This is a genomic window from Lysinibacillus sp. DFXJR4, assembly GCF_057196045.1.
Genome location: NZ_JBXUNW010000004.1, coordinates 47,638 through 73,638 on the forward strand (window position 1 = coordinate 47,638; position 26,001 = coordinate 73,638).

20 protein-coding genes and 1 riboswitch are annotated in these 26,001 nt (G+C 37.8%); of the genes, 5 read left to right on the forward strand and 15 right to left on the reverse strand.

The features are described from left to right. Positions 1-109: 109 nt before the first annotated feature. Positions 110-295, reverse strand: a riboswitch (cobalamin riboswitch). 310 nt (positions 296-605) lie between these two features. From AC2CGN_RS11670 to AC2CGN_RS11715, 10 genes are all read right to left on the reverse strand, one after another. After that, complete coding sequence (locus AC2CGN_RS11670) at positions 606-2,273, reverse strand: acyl-CoA dehydrogenase family protein (protein WP_484513972.1); 1,668 nt, start codon at positions 2,271-2,273, stop codon at positions 606-608. A gap of 2 nt (positions 2,274-2,275) precedes the next feature. Then, positions 2,276-3,778 (reverse strand): class I adenylate-forming enzyme family protein, encoded by a 1,503-nt coding sequence (locus AC2CGN_RS11675; RefSeq protein ID WP_484513974.1) that lies wholly within the window; start codon positions 3,776-3,778, stop codon positions 2,276-2,278. Further along, positions 3,771-4,160: a MerR family transcriptional regulator gene (locus AC2CGN_RS11680; RefSeq protein ID WP_286923283.1), complete on the reverse strand. Its 390-nt coding sequence runs from the start codon at positions 4,158-4,160 to the stop codon at positions 3,771-3,773. The genes AC2CGN_RS11675 and AC2CGN_RS11680 overlap by 8 nt, the downstream gene beginning before the upstream one ends. 248 nt (positions 4,161-4,408) lie before the next feature. After that, positions 4,409-6,076: an arginine--tRNA ligase gene (argS, locus tag AC2CGN_RS11685; protein WP_429980217.1), complete on the reverse strand. Its 1,668-nt coding sequence runs from the start codon at positions 6,074-6,076 to the stop codon at positions 4,409-4,411. After that, complete coding sequence (locus AC2CGN_RS11690; RefSeq protein WP_429980215.1) at positions 6,076-6,507, reverse strand: YwiB family protein; 432 nt, start codon at positions 6,505-6,507, stop codon at positions 6,076-6,078. Before AC2CGN_RS11690 ends, argS begins: the two co-directional genes overlap by 1 nt. Before the next feature lie 378 nt (positions 6,508-6,885). Beyond that, the gene (locus AC2CGN_RS11695) at positions 6,886-7,302 is read right to left on the reverse strand and encodes a hypothetical protein (RefSeq protein WP_429990997.1); all 417 of its coding nucleotides are present in this window, start codon (positions 7,300-7,302) and stop codon (positions 6,886-6,888) included. Between the two features lie 203 nt (positions 7,303-7,505). Beyond that, the gene (locus tag AC2CGN_RS11700; RefSeq protein WP_484513977.1) at positions 7,506-7,988 is read right to left on the reverse strand and encodes a CcdC family protein; all 483 of its coding nucleotides are present in this window, start codon (positions 7,986-7,988) and stop codon (positions 7,506-7,508) included. An 89-nt stretch (positions 7,989-8,077) separates the two neighbouring features. Beyond that, complete coding sequence (locus AC2CGN_RS11705) at positions 8,078-8,728, reverse strand: CPBP family intramembrane glutamic endopeptidase (RefSeq protein WP_484513979.1); 651 nt, start codon at positions 8,726-8,728, stop codon at positions 8,078-8,080. A 119-nt stretch (positions 8,729-8,847) separates the two neighbouring features. Then, positions 8,848-9,417, reverse strand: a complete 570-nt coding sequence (locus AC2CGN_RS11710; protein ID WP_484513981.1) for a TetR/AcrR family transcriptional regulator — start codon at positions 9,415-9,417, stop codon at positions 8,848-8,850. A 591-nt stretch (positions 9,418-10,008) separates the two neighbouring features. Then, the gene (locus AC2CGN_RS11715; protein WP_429980209.1) at positions 10,009-10,392 is read right to left on the reverse strand and encodes a winged helix-turn-helix transcriptional regulator; all 384 of its coding nucleotides are present in this window, start codon (positions 10,390-10,392) and stop codon (positions 10,009-10,011) included. Between the two features lie 165 nt (positions 10,393-10,557). Here AC2CGN_RS11715 and AC2CGN_RS11720 point away from each other — a divergent pair, with 165 nt between their 5' ends. After that, positions 10,558-11,274, forward strand: coding sequence for a 3-ketoacyl-ACP reductase (locus AC2CGN_RS11720; RefSeq protein ID WP_429988569.1), 717 nt, complete (start codon positions 10,558-10,560; stop codon positions 11,272-11,274). A 183-nt stretch (positions 11,275-11,457) separates the two neighbouring features. Here the strand turns inward: AC2CGN_RS11720 and speB are convergent, their stop codons facing one another. After that, on the reverse strand, positions 11,458-12,330 hold the full coding sequence (gene speB, locus AC2CGN_RS11725; protein WP_484513984.1) for an agmatinase: 873 nt from the start codon (positions 12,328-12,330) through the stop codon (positions 11,458-11,460). Positions 12,331-12,810: 480 nt separating this feature from the next. On the opposite strand from speB, the gene AC2CGN_RS11730 reads away from it, so the two are divergent. Further along, entirely contained in the window at positions 12,811-14,865 is a 2,055-nt protein-coding gene (locus tag AC2CGN_RS11730; RefSeq protein WP_429980206.1) for a transglycosylase domain-containing protein, read from the forward strand. Positions 14,866-15,220: 355 nt separating this feature from the next. Here the strand turns inward: AC2CGN_RS11730 and AC2CGN_RS11735 are convergent, their stop codons facing one another. After that, positions 15,221-15,736, reverse strand: coding sequence for a YwhD family protein (locus tag AC2CGN_RS11735; RefSeq protein WP_484513986.1), 516 nt, complete (start codon positions 15,734-15,736; stop codon positions 15,221-15,223). 511 nt (positions 15,737-16,247) lie between these two features. On the opposite strand from AC2CGN_RS11735, the gene AC2CGN_RS11740 reads away from it, so the two are divergent. Both AC2CGN_RS11740 and AC2CGN_RS11745 read left to right on the forward strand, forming a co-directional pair. Further along, positions 16,248-16,433, forward strand: coding sequence for a 2-hydroxymuconate tautomerase (locus tag AC2CGN_RS11740; protein WP_004231516.1), 186 nt, complete (start codon positions 16,248-16,250; stop codon positions 16,431-16,433). A gap of 98 nt (positions 16,434-16,531) precedes the next feature. After that, positions 16,532-17,200 carry a class A sortase gene (locus AC2CGN_RS11745; RefSeq protein WP_429980205.1) on the forward strand — a complete coding sequence of 223 codons (669 nt, stop codon included), beginning with the start codon at positions 16,532-16,534 and terminating at the stop codon, positions 17,198-17,200. Positions 17,201-17,250: 50 nt separating this feature from the next. On the opposite strand, the gene AC2CGN_RS11750 is transcribed toward AC2CGN_RS11745, so the two are convergent. The 3 genes from AC2CGN_RS11750 to AC2CGN_RS11760 all read right to left on the reverse strand — a co-directional run bounded on the left by AC2CGN_RS11750 (position 17,251) and on the right by AC2CGN_RS11760 (position 25,111). After that, positions 17,251-22,854, reverse strand: a complete 5,604-nt coding sequence (locus AC2CGN_RS11750) for a collagen binding domain-containing protein (RefSeq protein ID WP_484513989.1) — start codon at positions 22,852-22,854, stop codon at positions 17,251-17,253. Positions 22,855-23,343: 489 nt separating this feature from the next. Next, positions 23,344-24,657, reverse strand: coding sequence for an HD domain-containing protein (locus AC2CGN_RS11755; RefSeq protein ID WP_429988566.1), 1,314 nt, complete (start codon positions 24,655-24,657; stop codon positions 23,344-23,346). Between the two features lie 229 nt (positions 24,658-24,886). Next, positions 24,887-25,111: a YuzB family protein gene (locus AC2CGN_RS11760; RefSeq protein ID WP_049667962.1), complete on the reverse strand. Its 225-nt coding sequence runs from the start codon at positions 25,109-25,111 to the stop codon at positions 24,887-24,889. A gap of 238 nt (positions 25,112-25,349) precedes the next feature. Here AC2CGN_RS11760 and AC2CGN_RS11765 point away from each other — a divergent pair, with 238 nt between their 5' ends. Then, entirely contained in the window at positions 25,350-26,000 is a 651-nt protein-coding gene (locus tag AC2CGN_RS11765) for an RsfA family transcriptional regulator (protein ID WP_286923266.1), read from the forward strand. Position 26,001: the final 1 nt, after the last annotated feature.

Genomic DNA, 26,001 nt, shown 5'->3' on the forward strand with positions numbered 1-26,001 from the left:
TTTTCAAATTTATCGACATCTTTCATACAAAACAAATACCCCTCATCCAAAGTGAGGGGTAATAATGCACAAAAATACGCAAAATCCACCACCCTATCCTCGTAGGTTGTAACGTGTCTCTATAAAGGCAGGTCTCCTGGCTCGTGCTCCATACGTTTTTTCAAGCCTTCCCGAAAAACTTTCAGTGGCGTACATTGAAAAAAACTAGCACATACAGTGGCGGGACCGCATCGGAATATCACCGATTTCCCTTTTCACTTTACATAAGTAAAGAACCTTTATAATATTCAGTTGATTTTATTATACATGAAAACAAAAAAAGTCGCCTACCATCTAGACGACTTCTCCTTTAATCAATTATGCCTCGGCATAATTGCGTTCGGAATCGGCTTTGTGCTTACACAAAGAACTCCTTTTCGATTCCGTGACATCCGCCGGAGGCTTTGGGCCAACACGATGTTGGTCACTCAGGCGTTTTCACAGGATGTGAAGATCTTAGCCTGAGTTCCTCTATTTCAGCGGGTGTTTGGATACCCTCTGAAAAGTAGCTTAAATTCGCATTCATCTCACCACCTATAGAGGTGGGAAACTTCTGCTGAAAGAAGTTAAAGAATATCTGCAAAATATTGAACTGTTTTCATCGGTGCCCCTAGTTCTCTTAATGCCCATGTATGCTCTAAATATATATCTGCCAGCTTTTCATATTTACCACCGAATCTGTGAGCCCATTCCACAGCTACAACGCTTTCATACATATGCGCCATTTTTTCTGCTACCGCTTTTGCCTCAAAAGTTTTCATTGCTTCATCCAAAGAGCTAAACGTATGCAATGTCGATTTCAATTGTACTAATTGTTCCACTACTAATTGGCTTAGAGTGCTGTTAGCTACCTTAGCTAAGCGTTCCTCCATAATACGTACAAACAACTTATGAGCTTGGAACTTATCTACTAAACGAATCAGCTCTAATGCCAGTATATTGGCAGTTCCTTCCCACACCGTAAGCACCTGTGCATCTCTTAGTAAGCGAGGTGTCACAAAGTCTTCAATATAGCCATTTCCACCATGTAATTCAATCGCTTCACTTGCATATTTCACCGCTTGCTCGGCTGTTTCCTTTTTCATAATGGCTATATTTAAACGATTCATCATCATATCCTCATGATTGCCCTGACCACTTGTCACTTTATCATATAGCTGAATAAGATCAAAAACTGTTGCTACTTCCACATGAAGCTTTGCCGCAAATTTTCCTAGTGTATCCTGAATCATTGGATATTGCGTTAAAGGCTTACCAAAGGCAGAACGATTTGTCACATAATGCTTTGCCTCTAAAAAGCCACGTCGCATAATACCTAAAGAAGCTACGGCATTGCAAATTCTTGATAGATTAAGTGCCTCTAGCATATAATAAATTCCTTTATTCGGCTCACCTACAATATAGGCAAGTGCACCTTCAAATTCTACCTCACCAGAGGGAACTGCCTTCACACCAAGCTTATCCTTTAAGCGACGAATACGAAGGTTATTCACAGTACCATCCTCCGCTCGCCACGGAACTGCAAATAATGTCAGCCCTTTAGAGCCGGCAGAAGCCCCTTGGAGTCGCGCCAGTACCATTGCTACACCGCACATGCCTACATTAGATGCAAAATATTTTTCACCATATAAACGGAACTGCTCGCCTTCCTGTCTTGCCTCTACAGCATTTGCCCCAACATCCGAGCCACCTTGTCGTTCTGTTAAAAAGGTTGCTCCCTCATAGAGCTCAGTATCACCTGTTGCACAAACATGTGGTAAAAAGCGTTCCTTTACCTCATCATTCGCATAGTGATCGAGTAAATAAGCTGTAGCCATTGTTAATGTAACAGGACAATAAAAGCCCGGCTCAGCATGGGATAGTAAATACCCTTGGGCAAAGCTATATACATAATTACCCTTTCTTCCTAGTTGCGGAATATTCTTATGCACATAGCCCACAATCCCTGTATTATACGTATCTTCTATTGTTTTTTTGTAGCCATCATTGACCCAAATCTCTGATACCTCTTCACCGTAAGCATTATAACGTTGTAATCGAGGCTCGCCCTCTCTATCTGTATGCTTCGCTCTCTTATCAATATCTCCAGCACAAAGCTCTCCAAAATCTATTAGCTCACGTGTTGCATATTCCGCAAATTCTTTATCAAGCATTATTTCTAAAATACTATGGAGCGTATCGTTATCTTTAAAAAAGTTCGTTGTTTTCATTTCTTCCTGCTGTAACACCTTCATAATTATCTCACCTCTTGTCCCTTCAAGGATTGTTTTAATATTTTGCCCGATGCATTCCGCGGAAGCGCTTCCACTTGCTCAAAAATTCGTGGAATTTTAAATTTAGCGAGATGCTGCTCCAAATAATGTCGAAGAGCCTTGTCATCAATTTCTGTTTTGGCAGCATAAACAGCCTTTACTGTTTCACCCCACTGTGGATGAGGTACACCGATAACCGCTACCTCAAAAATCCCCTCAAAATTTACAATACAATCTTCAATTTCCTTTGGATAAATATTGACACCACCAGAAATAATCACATCCTTCTTGCGATCAACAATCCATATATACCCGTCTTCATCCACACGGGCTAAATCACCAGTTTTTAACCAACCATTTATAAATGCTGCCTTCGTCGCAATGTCGTCCTTGTAGTAGCCTAGCATATTGCCCTCTCCAAATAACACAATTTCACCTACCTCACCAGCACGCACATCCTCTCCATCCTCATTAATAATACGTAGCTCCGTTCCAAGAGGTGCACGTTGTCCTATACTTCCTGCCTTTGTCTTATGTTCCTCACCAAATAATAATGAGCCGCTTGGACCAGCCTCCGTTAATCCATAAACACATGTTAGATGATTTGTACGGAAAGCTTTTTGTATATAACTGATTTCATTTTGTGATAATGGTGCACCACCATATACCCACCACTTCATAGAGGATAAATCAGCAGTTTGTAATCTCGGCATTTGAGCAGTTAACAAATAGGCAACTGGCGCACCAAAGAAATGCGTTGTCTTCTCCTGTTCAATTGAATCCAAGAACAAATCAGGTGTAAATGTTGAGGTTAATACATGTGTCGAGCCAACAAGCATTCCCGCCATTAAAAATAAATGCAAAGGAGCTGAATGCGTTAACGGCATCATTAGAAGGATGCGGCTTTCGGGCTTTACCTCCATCTCGACAGCAATCATTTGTGCCACGGTTAAAATATTACGATAGCTAAATAACACACCTTTTGGTTTCCCTGTTGTCCCTGAGGTATATAAAATTGTCGAAGCGTCATCCTCATTGAGCTGACAATCAATTGTTTGTGAGCTGGCACTTTGTATTAATGCTTCAAAGCTTAACCAACCAGCTGTCTCTTGACCCGTTTTAATTTTCATTGGTATGATCGAAATATTTTCGACTGCATGAAAAATAGCTTCATGTACAAGAATAGCTGTAGCCTCTGCATGCTGTGCCACAAACTCTACCTCTTGTAAGGTAAATTTAGCATTGACTGGAACAACAATTGCCCCAATACGTTGGATCGCAAAATAGCTAACTGCAAACTCTACAACATTTGGCATAAAAATGATGACCTTATCTCCTTGCTGAACACCCCTCTCAAGCAAAGCATGACTAAGTCTTGTCACTTGCTCATCTAAATCGCGATAGGTCACACGTCGACCATGACAAATCACTGCTTCAGTTGTTGGATACTTTCGGGCATTCCGTGCTAATAAATTTGAACTATTCACCGTGCATCTCTCCCTTTAAAATCGCTAATTTTTCACTAAATTTGTCATGTAATTGCTGTAATTCCATCTTCATTTGTACAAGCTCTGTTATTTTACTATCAATTTCTTGTATTTTTTGTTCCCCATATTCGACTGTTCGCTCTAATTGCTGAATCCCCGTACGATCAAAATCAAATAGCAGAACCATCTCCTTGATTTCCTCAAGGGAAAATCCATAACGCTTTCCTCGAAAAATAAGTTTAAGCTTGGCTAACTCTTTTTTTGAAAAGGTTCGCTGATTAGTAGATGAACGACTAGGATGAAGAAGCCCAAGCTCCTCATAATAGCGAATGGTTCGTGTAGAGACAGTAAACTCCTTTGCCACTTCTTGAATCGTCTTCATCTTCTCCCCCCTCTCAATTTCCATCAGTATACCATTGACGTTAACGTAAACTTCAACAAAATTTTTGAAATTAACAGAAAAAATACCACTTAAAGCAGTTGAATAAAACCATTTGCAGAGTCTATCCGTCACTTCGCTGCTTCTATCCGCCTGTTTCTACTTTCTATCCGTCACTTTTGACCCTTCCATCCATCCGAGCCACAAAAAAACCCCCCAGCACAATATCATGCTAGGGGGTAAAAACATTATTACATTTTTTCTGGAGCGGATACTCCGATTAAGCGTAACGCGTTTGCAATTGTTGTGCGCACAGCAGTAATAAGGGCCAAACGTGCTTCTGTTAATTCTTTATTTGAAGCATCTAACACTTTTTCAGCGTTATAGAAGCTATGGAAAGCTGCTGCTGTTTCTTGAATATAGTTTGCGATGCGGTGTGGTGTGCGGTGCTTCGCAGCTTCAGCTACCACTTTCGGGAAATCGCCCACTTTTTTCAATAAATCAATCTCTTTTTCAGCTGTTAACAGCGTTAAATGATCTGTTGTTGCAGCAAAGCCTTGCTCATTAGCTGAACGTAAAATCGATGAAATACGTGCATGTGCGTATTGTGCATAATACACTGGGTTTTCATTTGATTGAGAAACAGCTAGGTCAAGGTCAAAGTCCATATGAGAATCGCCTGCAGTTTTTACGAAGAAATAACGAACTGCATCTAATCCAACCTCTTCAACTAGTTCACGCATTGTCACAGCGTTCCCTGTACGTTTTGACATTTTAAATTTTTCGCCATTTTTATAAAGCTGTACCATCTGGATAACTTCAACCTCAAGCGTATCACGATCATAGCCAAGTGCTTGAATAGCTGCTTTCATACGTGGAATATAGCCGTGGTGGTCAGCTCCCCAAATATTGATTAATTTATCGAAGCCACGAACAATTTTGTCCTCATGGTAGGCAATATCTGGCGTTAAATATGTGAACGAGCCATCATTTTTAATCAATACACGGTCCTTATCGTCACCAAATGTAGTAGAGCGGAACCATGTAGCGCCATCTTCTTCAAATACATGACCATTAGCCTTTAATTTCTCTAATGCAACTTCAATTTTACCGTTTTCATATAGCGAAGTTTCAGAATACCAAACATCAAAGTTTACTCGGAAGTTGGCAAGGTCTGTTTTTAGTTTATCTAATTCTAAAGCTAAACCATGCTGGCGGAAGAAAGTAAATCGTTCCTCGTCTGATTTGGATAAAATAGTATTACCATGCTCACCAGCAAGTTTACTAGCGATTTCAATGATATCAGCACCATGGTAGCCATCCTCAGGCATCTCTGCATCTAGACCTAAAGCTTGCTTATAACGAGCTTCTAGTGAATAGGCTAAATTATTAATTTGATTACCTGCATCATTAATATAATACTCACGAGATACATCATAGCCTGCCATATCTAATACATTACATAAAGAGTCCCCTACAGAAGCTCCACGTGCATGTCCTAAATGAAGGTCACCTGTTGGATTTGCAGATACAAACTCAACCTGGATTTTTTCTCCTGCGCCAGCATTTGAACGACCATAATCAGCCCCTTGCTCAAGTACTGCCTTCACAACACCCGTTAAGAAATCCTTACGTACTGTGATATTAATAAAGCCTGGACCAGCAATATCAATTTTTTCGATATCTGTCCCAGCAGTTTCAAGATTTTCTAAAATAGCTTCAGCAATTGCACGGGGTGGTTTTTTTGCTAATTTCGTTAATTGCATTGCAATATTAGTTGCATAATCCCCATTTGACTTATCCTTCGGTGTTTCAAGGTGAATATTTAAATTTGTCCCAGCCTCAACTAAGCCAGCTTTTTCAACAGCCTGCGCAATTGCGGTCTTAATGGCCTGTTGTACTTGTTCTACAGCGTTCATCATTGTACCTCCGTAAATGTAATATCTAATGTATAATTGCCAACGGATTGCCCACCCATTAGTAAATCGTACTGTACACGGAAATCTCCGCTTACTGCCTGTTTTGAAAACGTCATTTTTTTTGTATGGATGACAAGTGGCATTGAACCAAATTCACTATCATAATGACCAGTCTGTTGTTCCATTATATTAAGTGGAAGCCGCATATTTACTGCTCCCGCTCGCATAATAAGAGCACGTTCATTGCCTAGTTTCATTGTCGTGTGGATAATTTTATCATCAAGCACTTCTTCATATTTTAAATACAAGCTTCCGGCCTTTTCCAAAAGTTGTCCTGTCAGCCACATTTCCTGACTTTCGGATTCTCCATCAATCGGACGAATCGTCGAAATGAGCTTAATGTTCACCTGCGATCTTGCTTCATTCGTCATTATGGATGCTCCCTTATATTGTTTTTCCTATAACCTTTTTATTATAGGATGAATCCTCCTGTTTTTTCAAGATAGAAGTCAAGTATATCCAAGCAGATTCCCATCTCCACAAATTATTACAATTCAATTCATACTGTAAAACATAAGGTAGTTCATCTTTATAATAATAAAAAGCATCCACTCAAATTAATGAGCAGCCGCTTTTGATATTATTCGTAATAATAATCTAAGGTGGTGCCTTCCTCTTTTGTTAAGGCTGTTTTCTAAAATATTGTTGCTGTTAAAACATAAAAATAAAGTTAATCTACAAAATGTGTAGAATCAGCTCTGTTTTTATGTTTGGTATTTCGTAAATCGAATATTTAACTAAAGTCCTCGTTAGTTCAATAACTGCAACCTTATAACATCTTGTTCATCATTGAATTTTATTTTGATTTTATATTCATCCTCTTTATATGTTTCATTATTAACAGTACCAACTAAAAATGAAATAACGCTCCCGTTAATTTTTGTTACCATATCTCCAATATTCCCTGTAATTAACCCATCTCTACCTTCAAACTTAATGTCAATATTATGTAAATCCCCATGCGATAGTTCCAGATCCTTCCATTCGATTTCAACCCAATTTACTTTTTTTTCGTCATACAATTCAGGATTGTAAATATATTTTACTTTCCAATGTTCTCCCTCGCCATAGAAGATAACCTCATCTGTTATATCAGTTTGTTTGGTTGATGAACAAGCTGTCAAACTAAGTATAAGAAAAATACCAAACAACATTCTCAGTTTCATTTTCAAACCACCTCCTTAGAATTAGTAACCTACGTAAAAAAACATTTCTTTTTCGCTACCCTGCGCCTTTAGTTCAATATGAAAAAAGAGCTGCATATGGAACTCTATGATCTTCAAGTAATGCACCCGTTTGTTTAAGTGCATTTATTCACAAACTTATACTTCTTGTTTCATTTTGGAGGGTGTTAGAGATATACGAAGTTCTACAAACTGACTATATTTTTTAGTTTAAGAACCTTTTTATACTTTATATAGCAAGCTATTCTCCAAGGAATTAAATAACAAATAACTAGTAAGAAAATTAGCATATTGAGTGTACCTGGTTCGATAGTCGAAATATGTTGTCGAAAATAATAACGTAAAGCAATCATAATGGCGAAAGTAATTATAAAAGCAGGACTTTTCTTCGCATAAATTAAACCATCATTTCGTATTTCATAATCTGACCATAAAATAAGAGGAATAGAAAAACCCACTCCTAAAAAAATCGCTATAGATAATTGAAGGTATGTGACGTGCCCAGAAGCGTTTAGAAAAAATGATAATCCAGGTGTTAAAAATAAAAGAGGAAGAATTATTCGCCCCCCTCTCCCTTTGGTTGGTTTGTACATAGAACGGATTCTACGAATTAAAATGAACAACCCTATAATTATAAACATAGATGTAGCAGGTATTACGGTTTGCATAAAAACCTCCTTGAATTATTATTGCATAAATCCCTCATACAACTAACTGCCCGTTCGTATAGCAACAATCTTTTCAAAAACAGCCTTTGTTAAACACCAATCTCAGGATTTCCATTGTTTAATTTCATAAATTCTGTTGTTTCTTTCTTAGAAAATAATGCTCGCCAGAAATAAATTGCGAGACCAATTAACAATAAACAATGCAAGACATAAATAGAAACAGAAAGTACATTCGGCTCACTATCGGTCAAAAATGCTATAAAATCATGCGTAGCGTGCCAGACAATCGGGATAATAATGCTTTTTGTCTTTGCTACAATTTCTGCACAAACTAGCCCAAAGAGGAATGCAAAAACTATTTGTATTAATACCAATAAAAGATTATGACCGGAAGCTAAATTTGCAAGGTGTCCAATACCAAATAAAATTGAGGAGCCTAGAATAGCCACTTTCAGCCCTTTTGCTGATAAATATTTAAAAATTAGGCCTCGGAAAATAAGCTCTTCACAAAAACCAACTGCAATAACCAATAGAAGTAAAATAAATACATACTGCGCAGAAAAACCATCTTTATCAGTAATACCATTCAAGAATGGAACTAGCTCAGAAACAACGATAACAGCTATCCACGCCTCTGCTTTAAACTTTCTAAATCCGAAGTCTTGGAAAGAGAATTTACTTTTTTTCATAATCCAGAGGGTAACTAGAACACCACCTGCAAAGGCAATAAATTGAATCAAACATATAGAGCTTAAGCTACTTATATTTTTGACAGCTATAATTACACCAGCAATGGTAGGAAAAACAAGCGCAAGCAAAGTAAATAGTATGGATAAAAGAATAGGTGAATTTTTCATTTTTATTTATTTTCTCCATTCATTAATTTTAGTTTAACGCCTTCATAAACCTCTTTTAAAATACCCTCAATTTCCGAGCCATCTAAATCGCAAGTATTCGTCGCACACATAGTTGCAATACCATGCGTAGTTAACCATATATCTATAAATAGAGATTTAGCAGAGGTTTGAGTTAATCCAGTTAATTTAGAAATTAGCGCTACAATCCCTTGGTTTTCTATGTCATTTATTAACTCTGAAAAGCTTGAGATTTTATATTTATTGGATAGGAATAACAGCTCAAATAGCTTTTTTTCGTCGCGAGCAAAATTAATATAGGCTAACCCCATTCCTAAAAAAGAACTTTCTTGTAAGCCCCGAAACATTCTTTCATTATAAAGACTGCTAGCCCTTTCATAGATTGCGTACTTTAAATCGTCCATACTCGAGAATAATCGAAAGATAGGCTTTGTCGAACAACCTAACTCTTTTGCTAAATCCCTTGCATTAATACTATCAATGCCACTTTTTCTAGCCATTTCAAAAGCACAATCCAATAAAATCCCCTCTGTAAACCGTTCTTTTGGTGCCAAAAAAATTTGCCCCCTCCCAATAGGTAACGCCCGTTACCTATAATGTAACAATATTTTCCTTCCAATGTCAATAAGGTATTCAAAAGTTTCCAAATAAATAAAAGAGCTCACTTTGTAAATGAGCCTTGTTTTCCCAAGAAAGTCCGTAAACTCCCAATAGCTATGGATGCCTGGAATGAAAAAGCAAGTGGGGCTAAAAGTAAGCTCACTACACTTCCCCACTTTTAGCCCCACATTAGTTCTATTAACATAATTCTTTATTCCAAATTTAGCAAATCAGAAATTATTTCTGCACTTCCTGGTGAAAACATAAATATTGAGAATGAAATGCATAATAATCCTACAAATACAATACTAATTTTCTTTATTAACAAAGATTGCTTTTTCATAAATAGTCCTTTAAATACGAAAAACAGCCCTACAAATAAGATTAAGAAATACCAAACTCCCATAAGCTCACCCCTTTTACAAAAAGACGATAAAAGTAGCGGAAAGTTCTACCATCTTAATCGGCCTGTGTATAGAAATAAAGCACCCATCTATCAGCTATAATAAAATTGTTTAAAAACAGCACTGATAATTTAAATTATCCTAAATGACCCCATTATTGCTTTCTCGTTTAATTTGATCGATTCTCTTTTTCCCCCATTCATACATCATCTCAACGATCGGTAATAACGTCATCCCTAGTTCAGTCATGGAATATTCGACTTTTGGAGGAACTTCTGGAAACACTTCTCGATGAACAATCCCATCTTCCATCAGTTCACGTAATTGGTTTGTTAATATCTTATGAGATATTTTCGGAAAAAGTCTTTGAAGCTCACTGAAGCGATGAGGTCCTTCTACACCTAAATGCCACAAAATAACAACTTTCCATTTCCCACTAATAATCGATAAGGTAAGTTCTTTTTCACAATGGTAATCGTTATTTACTATTCTCTCTTTTATCTCTTCTCTTAATTTATCTGACATAGAGCTAACTCCCTTTTCATATAAGTAACTTTTAGTAACCTCCGCACCAAAAAGTGCACTCTTCCCAATGTATAAAACCGTAGTAAAATGAGGATAGTCTTAAAGACAAATCATAATCTATTTTTTCGTCTAAATAAAATTATCTCAACCGAAGGAGAGAAAAACATGCAAACAATTGCAGGAAAAGTGGCGTTAATTACAGGAGCTGGACGTGGAATCGGACGTGCAACAGCAGTAGCTTTTGCACAAGAAGGTATTCACGTAGGTCTTGTTGGACGTACTCTTGAAAATTTACAACAAGTAGCGGAGGAACTTAAACGGTATGATGTGAAGGTAGCAATCGCCGCGGCCAATGTAGCGGATTTAGACTCTATCACCGCAGCCGTTGAATCTATTCGCGGAGAGCTTGGCGCCATCGACATTTTAGTAAACAACGCTGGCATTTCAAAATTCGGTAACTTCATGGACTTAACACCTGAAGAATGGACAAATATTATTGATGTTAACGTAAAAGGTGTGTACTACACAACACGCGCTGTCTTACCGGAGATGATAGAGCGCAATACTGGTGACATCATTAATATCTCATCAACAGCAGGTCAAAAAGGGGCTCCGATTACAAGCGCATACTCGGCTTCAAAAGCTGCGGTTATCGGACTAAGTGAATCATTAATGCTTGAAGTGCGTAAGAAAAATATTCGCGTTACAACATTGACGCCAAGTACAGTTGCTACGGATATGGCGGTTGAGCTTAACTTAACAGACGGTAATCCAGAAAAAGTGATGCAAGCAGAAGATTTAGCAGATTTAATGGTTGCACAGCTAAAACTTCATCCACGCGTTGTATTAAAACATGCTGGGCTTTGGTCAACGAACCCTTAATAGAACTTACTAAATATCGAAACGCTGTCCAATGTAATAGGCTATCAGATGAACTTGCAGAAGCTTGAAAAGAGCATTGACGAGCTTCCTCCCCTCCTAAGATAGAACAAAGCGAAAAAGTGGGGCTAGCTCATAGCTAAACCCCACTCAAACCGCTTTATATCAACATATACAAAGCCCGTATTATTTTACCCAGCCTAAAATCATTTCTCTTAATAATTTTGAAGCTGTATTTGCAGTCATTTCTGATGAATCATAGATTGGTGCAACTTCAACTAGGTCAAAGCCAACAACATTGACACCGCTTGCTGCTATCGCATGAATTGACGCTAATAATTCTTTCGAAGTAATACCTCCACAATCTACAGTACCAGTGCCTGGTGCATGTGCCGGATCAAGTACGTCTATATCAATCGTCACGTAAACATTACGACCTACTAAAGAAGGTAATACCTCTTTTAACGGCTCTAATACTTCAAATTTTGAAATATGCATGCCGTTTTCCTTTGCCCATTCAAACTCTTCCTTCATACCGGAACGAATTCCAAATGAATAGACATTTTTTGGACCAATATGCTCAGCAATTTTACGAATAGGCGTTGAGTGAGAAAGTGGCTCTCCTTCATATTCTACACGTAAATCTGTGTGTGCATCGAAATGGATAATAGCTAGGTCAGCATATTTTGCAGAAACAGCCTTCATCACAGGCCAAGACACTAAATGCTCTCCACCCATACCAACCGGAATCTTACCATCTGCTAATAGCTTTTCAATAAACTTTTCAATTTCATCTAATGAACGCTGCGCATTGCCGAATGGAAGTGGAATATCACCCGCATCAAAATATTTTACCTCATCTAACTCACGGTTTAAATATGGGCTGTATTCCTCTAAACCAATCGATACTTCGCGAATACGCTGTGGACCAAAACGTGATCCTGGACGATAACTTACTGTCCAATCCATTGGCATCCCATAAATGACTGCCTGTGCATCCTCATAGGTAGGATGACTTTTTATAAAAACATTTCCTGAATAAGCCTCATCAAATCTCATCTACTTACCCTCCATTTTTTTAGATATTATCTCAATTTCATTCATTTCTATCTTCATTTAGAAAGGATCCCCTTTCACGGATGTCTCACATCAACGGAATGAAGATAAGCCTCTAGGATCAGCACCGTGTCAACCCTTGAACAGGTCTAAACACCTTTCAAAATCCAAAACATTGTTTATCTGCGTGACAGCTACAATTACGCCATAGAGAAATTGATTTGTCACTGCTCTTAAAGGGCTTACAGGATTGTAATGAAACCTCTATCCGGCAATCCTCGTATACTTTATTGGAACGTCTAGCAAAATTCGATTAAAATCTACAAAGTGTACTTCTCTTGTCGAATGCTAACATTTCAAACAGTACAAAAAAAGTATAGATGTTTTTGAATAAAGTGCAATAGTTTTTACCTAGAATTTCGATTAAAGATAAATGTTCAGACACATACTAAGGCTAAGTGTGAGAAAACGAGGTGAAGTCGGATGAAGAGAAAAAGCTATCAACGTAAACAAAAACGTGCGAAGCGTACACGTAAAACATTGACCCTTTTTATCGCCTTTACATCTGCAATTGTAGTAGCATTCATAGCTCTACGCGTTTATGTGCAAGTAGCTGGAGCTCCCCCTTTAACCGTACCAAAGGCCTCTATTTTCTTAGATGAAAATGAGAACCAAATTGGTGATCACTTTACGAATGAACGGCGTTACTGGGTTAGTCTTGATGAAATGTCACCGTATTTAAAAAAGGCAGTTGTTTCTGTTGAGGATAAAGATTTTTATAAGCATAGCGGTTTTGATTTTTCACGTATCGCTGGTGCTGTGTTAATCGATCTTAAAGCTGGGAGTAAGGTTCAAGGAGCAAGTACAATTACACAACAATATGCTCGAAATCTATATCTTTCACATGAAAAGTCTTGGACTCGAAAATTAAACGAGGCACTGTATGCTTATAGATTAGAAGTTTTTTATGATAAGGATGAAATATTGGAGGGCTACTTAAATACTGTCTATTATGGACACGGTATGTACGGCGTAGAAGCAGCTAGTCGCTTTTATTTTGGTAAATCCGCAAGTGATTTAACTTTAGCAGAGGCAGCAATGCTAACAGGAGTACCTAAAGGGCCAAGCATCTATTCTCCTATTGCTAATTTAGAAAAAGCAACAAATCGCCAGCATGTTATTTTAAAACTAATGGCAGATCAAGGCGCTATTACACAAGATGAAAAAACACGTGCAGAAAGTGAACAGCTTGTTCTAAAAAATGATAGCTGGGTAGCAACAAAATCCGTTGCACCATATTTTCTTGATGTAGCATGGCAAGAGGCTAGCGATATTCTGAAGTCCAAAAATCTTGATATTAGTGAAGGTGGTTGGACGATTCAAACAACTTTGGATCCCGGACATCAAAAGGCCGCAGAGGAAGCTGTAGCTAAGAATATGCCAGCAAATGATCTACAAGCCTCATTTGTCAGCATGGAATCCAAAACTGGTGCTGTTACGGCACTAGTTGGAGGTCGTGATTATGCAGCTAGCTCATTTAATAGGGTTACACAGGCAAAACGTCAGCCAGGTTCAACTATTAAACCTATTTTATATGCAGCTGCCTTAGAGAATGGCTATAATCCATTAACATTTTTGGATGTAGGTGAAACAACCTTTACTTATGATAATGGGCGAGGAACCTATTCTCCTAAAAATGTAAATGGTGAGTTTGCAACTCATGATATGTCTATGGCACAGGCTATCGCAATCTCTGATAATATCTATGCCGTGAAAACATTAGAGGAAATAGGATTTAAACCATTTCACGATATGGCTAACCGCTTCAACGTCAACATCGGTGCAAAGGACAACTTATCGATTGCACTCGGAACAGCGGAAACCACTTTATATGAAATGACAAATGCCTATAATATTCTGGCATCGCAAGGACAAAAAACATTACCAACTACTATTATTTCAATTAAAAATGCTCATGGTGACGTCATCTATGAAAATAAAGAGGTAAATGCTAAGTCTGAAACAGTCCTCTCCAAAGAAAATACGTATATTTTAACAGAAATGATGACAGGTATATTCGATCCTGTCTTTAGCGACTACTCTCCTGCTACTGGAATAAGTATTCGCTCTCGTATGACACATACGTATGCTGCAAAATCAGGCTCTACAAATAGCGATCAATGGCTCATTGGATTTACACCTAGCTTAACTGCTGGTGTCTGGAATGGCTATGATCAAGGCAAAAACCTAACAACAAAAGAAGATACTGCTGCTACAAAGAAAATATGGATTGATTTTATGGAGAATGTTAATAAAGGCACAAAGAACGAAGATTTCGTAAAACCTAAAAATGTGAAAGGTGTAGTAGTCGATATTGAAACTGGTAAGCTTGCTACTGATGCATGTCCTAAACAACGGCTCGTATATTTAGATGCAAAGGATGTACCTACTGAAAAATGCACAAATTTCGATATTCTCGATACTAATACATGGGGAGAATTCTGGAATATGCTCCCGTTCTCCATTTTTAAAAATTAGCGGACATCGGGAACTTTCTATGTTCCTAAACGTTCTAATCAATGAAGGCTCTCGACAAAGTAATTTAGACATATACGAAAAAGAAAAGCTTTCTCTTCCCCGGAGACGTGTCCGTGGGAACAGAAAGCTTTTCTTATTTTTATGGTTCGCGAAATGGATGAGCATCATGGGGCATTTGGCTTGGGTTTGGGTTGTTCAAATGCCGCATAGCGCTCATCACTATTCGCGGAACCAAGTGTCCTAGCTTACTAAAATGTAAGCTCTGCATCAAGTTTACTTTGTTTCAAACCCACTTTCAACCTTATATCGAAAGCGATTGCAAAATGTCACAGATTGTTCAATCATTGTTGGTCTATTATGCAAATAAGTCTTGACGCAGTTGCTCCTTACTACGTGCCCAAAGGTCCGGATTAAGTCCTTCTAGGAAGGAAGCTAACACTTTTTTGGAAGGTGCATCCATATGATTCACAATAATATGGCGCTTCATTGATTTATCCATTTTATTAACATGATCAGCTAAAATTTTATAGCCACGGCGTTTTTCACGGTTAATCACCATTTCACATGCAGTTACACCTGCATAATACGGTCCGTCTTCTTTATGATCAATCGTCACCCATACTAGCCAATACGGTTTACCACCTTCGGAATCCGCACGATCTGTTGTAAATTTGATACCTCGCTCCACATCACTACGTGCATGCATAGCCCCGATTTCAACGGATGCTGTCCCCTCCTCTATGTCAAGAATGACAGGCGATACGTTTTCTAGCGAAAGCGAGCCAATGCCAAATCCTTTATGTCCATCTGTTGGATCATTTTTGATAATGGTAAAGCCCATTTTTTGTTTTGCTTTTTCTTCATTTGCCATACTTTAATACCCTCCATTCTGCTATTATAAAGTAAAGCATATTATGCGCATAGATGTCTTAGTGAAAGCAACATTGGTGCAGCGCAAATGCCTAAATTTAAGTAAGAAGTTATAACTTTCTTATCAATTTTGTCTTGGCAAAATTCGTCCGGATTTTGAATTGTGCCCTCACAATTCATTCCTTTCAAAATCCGTGACATCCGCCGAGGCTTTGGGCCAACAGATGTTTTTTGTGCGAAAGCGTAGTGCTAACGTAGCGGCAGCAACATGATGTTTTTTTGTGCGAAAGCGTAGTGCTAACGTAGCGGCAGCAACATGACGTTGGTCACTCAGTCTTTGCCACAGGACGTGGCGTTCCTAGACTGAGTTCCTCTATTTCAGTAGGCGTTTGGGGATTCAAGAAAAAGGGAACCATGCCCGCATTCATCTTACCACCTTTCAGACGTTGAAGTCTTCTACTGAATGGAGATAATCTAACTATACAACATTATTCTATAAAGGAGGCAATATTATGCCATACGTAACAGTGAAAATGCTAGAAGGTCGTACAGAGGAGCAAAAGCGTGCCCTAGTGAAAGAAGTAACTGAAGCTGTTTCCCGTACAGTAAATGCACCCGCAGAAAACGTAACTGTTTTTATTGAAGAAATGTCTAAAAACCATTATGGCGTTGCAGGTGTTCGTTTTAGTGATAAATAAAAAATAGAATGGGTAGAGCAATCTAGTGCTCTACCCAGTTTTTAAAACCTTAGCTAGAACAATACCTTCATCTTCAAGACAAGGATGTGATATATGAAATGAATAAACTGAAACTACCATTAATCATCTCTATACTCATCGTTGGCCTTTTACTTATTTTTATCAACCCCATTCAAAATGCAATTATTGCTCATTTAAGCCATCAATTAAATACTACCGAAATCAGTGCAGAAAAGATTGAAAAGAACAATCAGGCTGATGCCGACTATATATTTGAGGACGTACAATCGCTATCCATAGCGGAGGTGTTAAAGGCTCAAACAAAGGCAAATAAGATGCCTGTCATCGGTAGTATTGCTGTACCAAGTGTTGATATGCAGCTTCCTATCGTCAAAGGAGTTGGAAATGCTGCCCTTGCTGTTGGAGCAGGTACCATGAAGCCAAATCAAAGCCTCGGACAAGGAAATTATGCTTTAGCAGGACATTATTTTGAGGAAAAGGATATTTTATTTAGCCCTCTATATAAAGCAAGCATAGGTGATTCAGTCTATATAACAGATTTAACCAATATTTATGAATATCATTTAACAACAAAGAAGGTTATTGCTGCGACAGATGTTTATGTAATTGATGATATTCCAGATAAAACTGTTTTAACACTTATTACATGCGCTGATAATGGAACAAAGCGCCTTGCTATTCAAGCCGATTTTATTCAGCAATATCCATTTGATGAAGCACCTGAAAAGCTATCACAAGCATTTTAATAGGAGAAGCCCCCAAGATTAAATAGTCTTGGGGGCTTCTTTAAAATTCATTATTTGATTTCAGCTTTACGTCGACGTAAGAAGAATAATGCACCAAGTACAAGTGCTACACCAATCAGTGTAAGTGCTGTTTGATCTGCACCATCTGTCTGTGGTAGTTTACCTTGTGCTTTCAACTGATTTTCTAGTCGTTTTGCATCCATTTTAATTTTGTCAATATCAAGAGATTCCGCAACATCTTTCTGTTCCTCTTTTGTTAACAAACTATATTTATTGAGGAAATCATTATACGCATCTAGCGTGTCTTTTGTTGCTTTAGTTGGATTATATGGCGGTAACTTTTTACCTTGATCAATGACATTTTGAACAGAAGGTTTAGATGCTTCTGTTTTTCCTGGGTTTGTTGTTGGATCCGTTGGTTCACCTGGTTTGCCTGGGTTTGTTGTTGGATCTGTTGGTTCACCCGGTTTGCCTGGGTTTGTTGTTGGATCTGTTGGTTCACCTGGTTTGCCTGGGTTTGTTGTTGGATCTGTTGGTTTACCCGGTTTGCCTGGGTTCGTTGTTGGATCCGTTGGTTCACCCGGTTTGCCTGGGTTCGGTTTTGGATCAACTGGCTTGCCTGGATCTGGATTTGGCGGTATCCAACCACCACCACCCGTATAAGATGGTTTTACCAATCCTGAACATCCATCAGTTACCGTAATTGTACCTAATAACACATTGCCTTCATAAACATTGTAAATTCCCGGTTGAACTGTATAAGGGATTGTTCCTACACCTTGTTCATTCGTCTTACCAGAAGCAATTGTGTTATTATATAAATCTTTAATTGTGAATGCTACATTTGGACGACCATACCCATATAAATCTTGAACTGTTAATGTGAAAATTGGACACGCATTATTTGGAACTTGCACGGTAGCTCCACAAATATTATCCGCATAGCTTACGGTAATATCACCCAATTTAATACCAGCTTCATTAAATACGACGTAATTCTGTCCTTGCTGTAGCTTCGTCTTATCTTCAAATACAATTTTACCAGATGCATCAGTTTTACCAGATGTCACTACATCTCCAGCTTGATTTTTAATGACGATTAAAACATTTACACCAACAGGCTTAAGGTTTTTATCATTAACTGTTAGTGTAAATACTGGACAAGCATTTTTCTGAACTACACCTTTACAGCCGTCTGTATAAGTGACTTTTACTTTTCCAATTTCATCACCTTTTGCACCGCTATCTGTTTCCTCGTAGACTGTATACATACCTGGTGATTGATTTTGTGGTAATTGAATTTCACCGTTAGCATCTGTATGACCAGTTGTCACAACATTGCCATTGCTATCTTCAACGATAACTTTCGTATTTCCTTTCAAGCTACCATCTGTATCTTTTACTGTAATTGTGAAAATATCACATGCACGAGGTTTTTCAGCAGTACCCTCACAGTTACCTGAATATGTTACATCAAATTTATCAAGTACTTTCCCTGATGCTGTAATACTCACTTCATATTTGCCAGAAGGCGTTGTTGCTGTTTGGAATGTTACCTTACCGTTTTTGCCAACTATGGCTGTAAACGAATCTTTCGTAGCTGTGTTTGTAATTGTTACTTCTGTACCCTCTGCTAAAATACCATCCTCATCTTTCACTGTAAGCGTGAATACTGGACATGCTGGTAATGGTTGAATAGTTTCTTTACAGTCAGTATCAACTGTAAATTCTCCTATTTTTGTACCATTTTCATATACTTCATATTCACCTGGCTTAATGTTTTGAATAGTCACCTTACCATTAGCATCAGTTGCACTTGAAGGTTGTGGAACTATAGCATTTGGATTGTTTTTATCCTTAATTTCTACCGTGACACCTTGACGTGGTTTACCGTCCACATCATTGACAGTTAATGTAAATACCTCGCAGGTAGGTGCCTGTGTGATTGTAGCCTCACACTTACCATTTTGATAGCTTACCTCTACATTTCCTAAGAAAACAGTACCTTCATAAAGTTTATACGTTCCTGACGGTGTTGTAGATGGAATAGTAATTTTACCGTTGCCATCTGTTGTTGCAGTCGTAATAACTGTATTACTTGCATTTTTTAATGTTACTGTTACATTCGGACGTGGATTATTTTGTTCATCATTTACCGTAATTGTGAATATTGGACATGAATTTGTTGGTTGTACCTCTCCCTGGCATCCCCCAGCACCAAATTTCACAATAACCTTACCATATTCAATACCATCACTATCTTTTACTTTGTATTCTCCAGCTTGAACTGTTGATGGAATTGCTACTTTACCATCAATACCTGTAGTCACTGTTGATTTTACTGCACCATTACTGTCTATTAATTCAATTTGCTTATTAGCTACAGGTGCTCCATCAATATTTTTCACGGTTAAGTTAAACGTTGAGCAAGAACCACCTGGAAGCGGTGTAACGTTTACTAGTTTCGTTACTACATTAGAACCTACTTTTGTATCTTTTGCTACATCAAGTGTAAATAATTGAGCTACCATTTTTTGATAAGGAGCCTTCGCTGCTACCTCTTCAATTTTATAATTTCCATAGTTGATGTTTGTAAAGCTAAACAAGCCATCAGCACCTGATGTTGCAGTTTGAATCAAGTAATTATTTGTGCCAATAACTTTGTATAATTGGAATTGTACACCTGATAGAGGCTCTTCAGCACCAGTTTCTGAGTTAACTCCAACTTTTTTAAACTGTGCATCACCTTTTACCATAGAAAATGACGTATCTGAACTACTAAATGTAAAATTAGCGTTAACCTTTGCATCATCTTTTTGATTGCTAGCATTTTCAACACCAAATGTTAATTTTGCATCATTGCTGAAGCTTTGGCCTATTTTACCTAAACCAATTGTTTGATATTGCACCTGATAGCCTTCGTTTAGATTAGCAAAGTGAAGAATAAAGCCACCATCCGCTTTCTTATCAACAGTTATTCCATAAGTACTTGGGTCTACATATGCACCCGTACCGTTTTGAGAAATACTTGTTGCGGTAACATTGTATTTTCTCACCTTGATTGAACCTTCAATTAGCATTAAATTGCCAGATGGTGTGTCTTCCAATGTCACATTTGCTCCTAACTTTGAATGAGATTGATTCACATCCAATGTCCAAGAAACAGTTTGCTTAGAATTATCTTGAGTCGCTGTCTTTTTAATCAAGTTATTTGCTACATATGTTGGAAGCGTCACTGGCGTGGCTTCTAGAGTATAATTTTTAGAGCCTAATGTTTGGAATGTTGCTGTATTGCTATAAACATTCCCTGTTGTATATCCAGCCTCATCAATACCAATTCCTAAAATTTCATCAGAATCTTTTGTATGATATTCCACTAAATAGGCTTTTCCGTTTATTGTACTATCTAATGAATTATTAAATGTTAATGTATAACTCTTTTTATCAGATGCAACATCTAATGTGTAGTTTGATGCATCGATAGGCGTAGTAGCTGGTGTACCGCTCGTATCATCACCAGTAGTTAATGTATATTCATATACCTTTAATGAATTTGCTACGTATTCATGTCCTGCACCAATTGTATCTGTTAAAATAGCTCCTTGAATATCCTTTTTGTTAATATTCACCTTTACTTTCCATGTGAATAATTGATCAAGATAATTAAATGCCCCAGCTTTACTACCATTGTTTACCGTTGTAGTAGCAGGTGTATAATGATCTTCTTTTTGTACAGTATAACTATCCCAATTTACTGTTGCCGTATTACCATAACCACTCTGTACTTCACCATCATTACCAATAGCAAATGATGTTTTATACGTAACAGTTGCTTTTCCACCTGCTGCTATATTAATACCAGTAATTGTGAAGCCATCTGTAGGACCAGTAACTGTTTTAACTGGCGCTGCACCTGTTGTTCCTGTAATTGTAATATTACTTTCATCCCCTACAAGTGTATGAGTCCCCTCTTTGCTTCCAGTAATTTTAAATACGTCTGTCAATGTTAAATTATTAATCGCTTCGTTCGGATTATCTGCTTTAATGTCGATAGTCCAAGTAATTTCTTTTGTATCAAAATTTACTACGTGTGTTTTTGTTAACACACCTTCTTTAATTGTATGTGTTTTTGAATCATTTTTCGTGCCACTAACCACCATATTTGTTACCGTTGTAGGGTTTGTTCCCACATAGTAACCAAGACCAGTTCCATTGTACTTAGCATCATATGTGACTTTATAGGCTTTATCTATGGCGTTATTAAACTGGAGCTCAAATCCATTTGGAACTGTTGTAACATGGTAGTTGCTGGGGTCAACTATTGTTCCTGCTCCAGTACCATTACCCTGATCATCTATTGTCATTACTCGTACTTCAATAGTATTCGTGTCGATTTCATGAATTCCTGGAAGTGTATCCGTGATTATCGCACTCGCTTGTGGAATACTTGCTTGATTGTAATTGTAGCGAATTTCCCATTTTGACGTATAGTTGTTAGTTCCTGCGTCTATTTTCGCTTTCTCTAACTCTTTTCCATATGTGATATCCTTTGGAACATTATTTACAGACTCAGGTATACCACCATTAGTGAAGGTTACGCTATTGTAAAACGTTTTTTTCCCTTCTCTTTGCTCAACAGGTAAATTCACTTCTGTTTTGTAAACAATTTTATAGGCATGTTTATCTTGAAAAACAATACTACTGAAATCACCATCCCATACAACTTGGGTTTCAGTCCCCATCTTCACGCCCATTAAATCTACTTCATATTCATACACATTAACCGAACCTGATACAACAGCATGCCCACCAGTTGGATTATCAACTAAACTTGGGCTGTCAAAATTCTTACCTGCCTGGTTGAGCCAAATGGTCCATTCCATCTGATGATTACCATCCACTACTGGAGGAATACCATCAGTAGCTGTCTTTGTAGCCTTTTCATTAGATGTCGACGGTAAAAATGTAAATTTCGTTTTAGCTTCTCCACCACCAACCTTTGGAATCTCTAATTCTTGTTCGATATCATTAGAAATAAGATTAAATCCTGCTTGAAAGTTCATAGTCAATTCGGCTGCAGTTGTAGTACTAACATCGTCAATTTCTACATTATTTGTCAGTTCAACTCTGACTTTATTACCTACAGTCGTATAGGAATAAGCAATATTACCAACTTGTTTGCTCCCATGGAAAGCACTATTAAAGTCTATTAAAGAAGCTGGTAAATCAAATTCAAAATAACTCCCTGCACAGTATAAATCATCTAATAATACATTAAATTTGACATCAAAGTTAGCCTTTTGATCTTTCGGTAATGGCGTTGTATAAACACCTTCAGTAATTGCATTTCCCCCAATATTCATATCAAACTGAGTTAATGTCACACTTGCTAGTTCCTGTGGGCCTACACAAGCATTTAAAGGTGTAACATTCGGTGGAGCTGCAGTAGGTTCATCCTCCGGAACCGTCACCTCTGCGGTATCTCCACTTGTTACATTTGGGTCGTCTCCCTCGCCACCAGAATCAGTCTCAAGTTTTTCGCTAGCTGGATCTGTCACAGGAGGCTCCCCCTCGTCTGCAAACACTGAAATTGGTGAAAGCACTGTTTGAAAGACTAGCAGCAATATAATTATTGCTAAATTTAATTTCTTCATGTTTCTCTCCTTTTCTAAGTTCAGAGAGATACCTGTTGGTGTTTGCTGACGACGTTGCATCCTTTCACTATGTCGGAAAGGAATGCCACAAACATTAGGCTGGTCTCTCTTTCCTTCATTTAACTTGTCGTCAAAGGTGAATACATCCTACACGTTAGTAATCATGCTGACTGATTGAAGTGTGTTGTACTGATACTTGTATCTATCTATTTTACTAACACTGTGACGCCTTTTAAAATGGGCCTCACCCCCTTTAGGGTTTTAGTCTCATTATAAAAAGCGCTACTGAACAAATTCTAAACAATTTCACATTTTTCATTAACAAAATTCCAAAAAAGTCTATATTTTCCCAATTACATTGATTTTTATGCAAAAATAAAAACAGCAAACAATTACTCGAGTTGAGTTTGTTTACTGCTCTACTTACAAATACCGGTAAAAGGGAAAATCGATATACAAAATTTATACATTTTAAATTTATTCTAGGATTTATTTTTTCCCTTTTCCTTTTAACAACGTTAAGATTTCTTTCTTTACCATAGCATGTGTCTGATCATCCTCTAAAAAATCTAAAGGGAAATATACTTTATGATCTCGTTTCATGCGACCAGATATGGAATCAACAATAATTGATTCCCGTGACAGCTCCCGCAACTCTCCGTTTTTCATTTCTAAAAAAATCGGAACCCGTACTTCTTCCTCACCCGGTCGATAAAAATCGTATGGTAAATCTGCAGTTGTATCGTGGACAAGGTAATATTCTGGATTTAACTCCGCTTGCTTGAAAAGTGATTGAAGTTTTTGATATTTGTCTAGCTCTACCCCTGGATCTAAATCGATGTACTGGAATAGCTTACGATTCACAAATCGGCGACTTAAATCGCTTAAGATAGCATCTTCTTCTTGCATCCAAAGTTGAAAATATGTAAAAAGAATGCTTTCATCTAATGCAAGATAATCCTCAAGCGTAATAGAGTTACGGAAAAATGCTTTAAAATGTGTAGGCTCATGCTTAAAATGATAGCCTTCTAAGCTTAATTGCTTTGCTCGTTTTAAAATATTATTTAAAATAACCTCTGCACTACGAGAAACTGGATGAAAATAAATTTGCAGATACATTTGGTAGCGGCTCATAATATAATCTTCCACTGCATGCATGCCAGTTGCCTTAATCACCACTTGATTTTTCCGCGGACGCATCACTCTTAAGATTCGTTCCATATCAAAATGACCGTAGCTGACCCCTGTAAAATAGGCATCACGCTGTAGGTAATCCATACGGTCAGCGTCGATTTGACTGGATATTAAGCTGACTACTTGCTTATTTGGATAGGTTTTTTCAATGACTTGAGATACCTTCTCTGGAAAATCAACAGCAACTTTCTTTAAGACTGCATTAACTTCCGTATTACCAAGTAAAATTTGTGTTGTATAAAATTCATGGTCCAGCTCAAAGACATTTTCGAAAGCATGTGAAAATGGACCATGTCCTAAATCATGTAATAGGGCTGCACAAAGCACAAGTAGTCGTTCATCTTCGTCCCATTCTGGACGGCCAGCAAATATATCATCTACTATACGGCGTACAATCTCATAAACGCCAAGTGAATGACTAAAACGGCTGTGCTCCGCCCCATGGAATACCAAAAATGTTGTACCGAGCTGACGAATTCTACGTAATCGTTGAAATTCTTTCGTCCCCACTAAGTCCCAAATTACCTGATCCCGTACATGCACATAGCGATGCACTGGGTCCTTAAATACTTTCTCCTCCTGTAATTTAGCTTTTGCATAATGTGTCATTTGTTTAGCACCCCCGTTTCGCTATTTGTTCTATTATATGCGATAAATATTGGGCTAGCATACATTTTCTCTTCCATTATAGAGACTATCAGCCTAAATGATTAGATATTCACCAAAATTAGATTTCTATGGACCAAATAAAAACGCTCTTTTAAGATTGTAAATACCTAAACATCTTAAAGAAAACAAAAACTATCCTCAACGAGTGAAGATAGCATGATTGTTTTTCTTATTTCTTTAATTTTGCTAACACTTTTTCCATAAGCTCTTCTTCCGTTAAGGCTGCAACAGGGCGGCTATTTACAAATGTAAATGTTTTTTTACGTCCTGGGCCACAATAGGAATGACAGCCGATTTCGATGGTTGCATCAGGATCAATTTCCTTTAATTTTGGAATTAACGTTTTTAAGTTAACGGCCTGACATTCATCGCAAACTTTAAATTCGTTTGCCATTTTGTCAACAACCCTTTCTATATAGTATTTTTTCATTCAAAAACATCACTTTTATTGAACGCACGGCCTTCGCATATTTAAGTATGCAGCATGCGTACAAACCTACATCGGGTATTGTATCGCACTTTTCACCTTGTATTCAAGCATAATTCCTTTCACATAGGTGAATAAAAGGTTAAAAGATTGGTCATGCTAGTCTTAAATAAAGAAGTTCCAAATAAAGGTGGGAGGATTTTATATGAGTAAAGTAAGACAAGATGCTTGGTTACAAGAAAATGATGAATTATTAGCAGAGGCGGTTATTCGCCATGTAACAGAGGGTAGTACACAACTGAATGCCTTTGAAGAAGCTGGTGATGCGTTAAATCGTACAGCTGCTGCCTGTGGTTTTCGTTGGAATGCTGTTGTTCGTAAGGAATATGAGGAGCAATTAGCTGAAGCGAAAAAGGAAAGAAAAGAGAGAATGCGAGTGTTGGGTGCACCAGCTAGACGACGTGCCTCTAGTATGTTTACAGTCAATAGTAGCGCCGCCGAGGGTAAATCCATTCCGTTATCTGCGTTATCTCTTGATATTGTCATAGCCTACTTACTACGTTTACAGCATTCTGGTGAGCTAGGTAATGAGTCTACAAAATGGAGACAGCTAGTACACGTAACATCCGAGAAAAATAAAAAACTAGAAAAAACCATTACTCAGCTAGAGGAAGAGAATAGAGCAATTCGTAAAGATTACGAGCAATTTGTACAAATTATGAACCGTGCTAGACGACTTGTAACACTAGATGAAGAGGAAGAACGAATTGCACCTGTTTTCAAAATGGAGAAAAACGGAAATCTCGTTGTAAGTAGCTCTACCTATCAACCAGAAAATGGCGATGCGCTTAGTTAGC